Source organism: Tenacibaculum holothuriorum (assembly GCF_002120225.1).
Taxonomy (GTDB): Bacteria; Bacteroidota; Bacteroidia; order Flavobacteriales; family Flavobacteriaceae; genus Polaribacter; species Polaribacter holothuriorum.
The window spans coordinates 1-3,854 of the sequence record NZ_LAPZ01000022.1 but is presented as its reverse complement, the minus strand read 5'-3'; the positions used below and the strand labels follow the sequence as shown (position 1 = coordinate 3,854).

The 3,854-nt window shown below is 36.6% G+C and carries 1 protein-coding gene; it reads left to right on the top strand.

The features are described from left to right. Positions 1–3,854: beta strand repeat-containing protein (locus WH52_RS14675; RefSeq protein ID WP_143592201.1), on the top strand; the 3,854-nt coding region annotated here is incomplete at both ends.

Below are 3,854 nucleotides of genomic sequence, written 5' to 3'. Positions count from 1 at the left end.
CTTACCAACCGAACCAGCTTTAACAAGTGCAGTAGCATATAATTGTGATGGAACAGGAAATATTACGATTACAGCAGCACCAGTAGGGAGTTATACCTATACTTTGGGTGGAAGTTCAAACTCAACAGGAGTATTTAACAATCAAGCAGTAGGAAATCATACAATTACTGTAGACTATGGAAGCGGTTGTACAAAAGATATCACTGTAAATGTAGCCGATGACCAAGAATTTATGGCATCAGTAATTCGTCAGAGTGATGTAACATGTTTTGGAGGAACAGATGGAAGTATAACTATTGAAGCTTCACAAGCTCCATTTGACTATAATTATAATGGAACATGGTTAACATCAACCACTACGGAGTTTACCATTACAGGCTTAGATAATATTACGTATTCAATTCAAGTACGACCAAATGCTACTTCACCAGCAGCTTGTACCTTAAGTTTACCAAACGTAACCTTAAGTGAACCAGCAGAAGTTGTAGCTAATGCAGCTATAACAAAGCAGGTAACCTGTAATCCAGCAACAGGTGCAACAATACAACCAAGTGCAGTAGGCGGAACAGGAACGTATACTTTTGAGTTACGTGATGGAGCAACTGTATTACAAACAGCGGTACCATTTACCAATGTACCAGCAGGAAGTTATACAATTGTAGCGATAGATGGTAACACATGTAGATCACAGCCGTATCCTATAACTATTGTATCGCAATCTTCAGTAGCGTTTACAGCAACCACTGCTAATTGTTTTAATGGAGAAATAAATGTAAACATCACTGGTGGTAATGATAATTATAGAGTGATATTAAATGGAGGAGCTCCAGTTATTTTAGCAGCAGGAGTAACAACATATACATTTACAGGTTTAGCAGCAGCTACTTATACAGTAGATGTAATTGATGGTTTTGGATGTACAACAACACAACAAAGTGTTACGATTCATCCAGAATTAACAGCATCAGCTACAATTGATGATCCTACCTGTAATGATGGAGAAATTGACTTAAATGTTTTAGGAGGAACAGGTGCAGGAACTTATGTGTATTCAGCAGTCACTACCGGATCAGGTGTACCAGCAGATGCTACTTTCAACACAACCTTACCTATTTTAAGGGGTCCAGGTACTTATGATATTTATATAAGAGATAATAGTGGTAATACTGGTTATTGTCAAATAATGTTAACAGAAACTGTTGGACCAGTTAAACCAAATCCAACAATAACATCATTAACAAGTAATTCTCCAAGATGTTTTGGTGAATTAGGAACTGTTGATGTTGTTATAACAAATGGTGAAGCACCATATAGTTTAACATTAACCGATGGAGGTTCAGTAACAAGAACAATTACTGCTAATTCAACAACAGCTAGTTTTGTTGATATACCAGTAGGAAATTATACTGTTACAGTAACAGATGTAAATGGATGTTCTCCAGGAGCAAATTCAAATATTTCTGTAACATCTTTACCAGAATTAAACGCAACATTAGAAGGAATTTTACCTGCAACTTGTGTTGACTTTACGGTAGATAATAGCGGATATGGATTTAGATATTTAGTACCAGCAAGTGCAGTACCTTCTGCTCCATATACATTACAGTTAAGAAGATTAGACGGTACTTGGGTAACTTATGATTCGTCAGATATAACAACCTATGAGTTTACAGGAATAAACCCAGGAACAGTAGTTAATGGAGCATTAAGAATTTTAGATGCTTCTAACAATGTAGTTTGTATTAACTATTTAGATAGATTTGAAACACCATTTGTAGTTAATGGTTTAATTGTAAATCCAATTAGTAACCCAAGTGATTGTTCAACAGGATTTAGTGTAACAGTAGAAGCTATTAATGGTACAGGTCCATTCCAATTTGCCATAGATGATCCTAATGGAACTTGGTTTACAGCAGATGGAATTTGGACTCCAGATAATCCTACAGGGACAGGAGTTCCTGGAGCAGACCCAACAAGAACGTTAACATTTACAGGATTAACTCCTGGGTTAAGTTATACATTCTATGTAAGAGATACTAACAATACACCAGGAGATACTTCTGATGATTGTATTGAGCAAAATAATGAAGATATTAATGGATTAACTCCTACAGTTACAGTTACGGGAGTAGCTACTAACAATTCTTGTGCTGGAGCAACAGATACTGGAGTTATTACATTCTCAATAAATAACCCAACGCCAGCAACCGGTTTATCAGATCCTTTCGATTATACTTTATATCTAAGAGATCCAATTACTAATGTTGGTAGTCCTGTTGCAGGTTATACAGCAATAACCCAAAATGGATTTGCTGATATTGTTGTAGGTACGACACCTAATCCACCATTAGCCGAAGGAGATTATTATATAGAAGTAACAGGTACTTCTACTTCAGGATTCTGTACTTGGGGTAGTGAAGATGTAACTATAACAAAAGGAGAACCAATTACTGGTAATGTTGTAAAAGTTAACGACATTACATGTTCTACAGATGGAGTTGTTAACATTGAAAATGTTGTAGGTGGTTTTGGACCTTATACATATACTATATCTGTAAGTGGAGGGGCAACTTATACTTTATCAGGAACAACAATAACAGTTCCTTATTTAGCAGCATTGGCTGGAGGAACGGTTAATGTTGGAGTTACAGTAACTGACTCTAATGGATGTTCAGAGGTGTTAACTCCAATTAGCTTAGATGTGAGTAACAACCCTACAATAGCACCAGTAACAACAAATAGTTGTGGTACAAATACAATTACTGTTGATGTTACTTCAGGTGTGGCACCATACCAATATTCTATTGATAATGGAGCAAATTATACAACTGCAAGTACAACAGACCCTTATACATTTACAAATGTAGCAGAAGGAGTACACAATGTAATTGTTAGAGATGCAACAGGTTGTACATCAGCAGTACAAGCAGTAACGATTAATCCAGAAGTAGAATTTAGTTTATCAATGGCACAAAACTTAACATGTGCTGCTGATGCTGAAATTAGAATAGATATTACTTCAGGAACAAACTTAGGAGCAACAGGTAACTTTAGTTATACAATTACAGGACCTTCACCAGTAGCACCTACTACTAGAACTATAACAGGAGCAGCGACTAATACTACTCACGCTGTAACTACAGCTGGCACTTATCAAGTAGTAGTAACAGATGTTACTTCTGGTTGTGTTGCATCTGCTAAACAAATAGATGTTGTAGCTGCTACATTACCAAACTTTAGTGCTATAGCAAGTGTAGATAACATTTGTTTTGGAAGCAGTGATGGAGTTATAGAGGTAACGGCTACCGACAATGGTATTTTACCATTAGAGTATCGATTATCGTCAAACGGAGGAACAACGTATGGAGCATACCAAACATCAACAACTTTCTCAGGATTAACAGCAGGAACTACTTATGTAGTAGAGGCACGCAGTACAACAAATAACTGTACAAGAACTCAAAATGTAACGATTACAGAGAATGCAGATATTGATATTTCAGGAGCATTAACTACTACACAATTTGGATGTAACGCAAACACAAACGTTACTAACAATGCAGTAGTAAGTATTACAACAGGAAGTATCACCCCAGCAGGAACGTATAACCGATTTGTATTTGTTTATGATAACAATACACCAGGAGATACGACAGATGATGTAACACAAGACGGATCATCAACAAGTTTTGAAGTAAACAATGTTGCAGGAGGAAGCGTAAGCGTAACAGCATACAATGCTCAAGGATGTTCAGATACAGTAGCAGCAACAATTAATCCATTTAACGGATTAAGTAATGCCGCAGTAGCGTTAACTAAAGCGTTAGATTGTAGAACTCCATTAACAGTAGGAG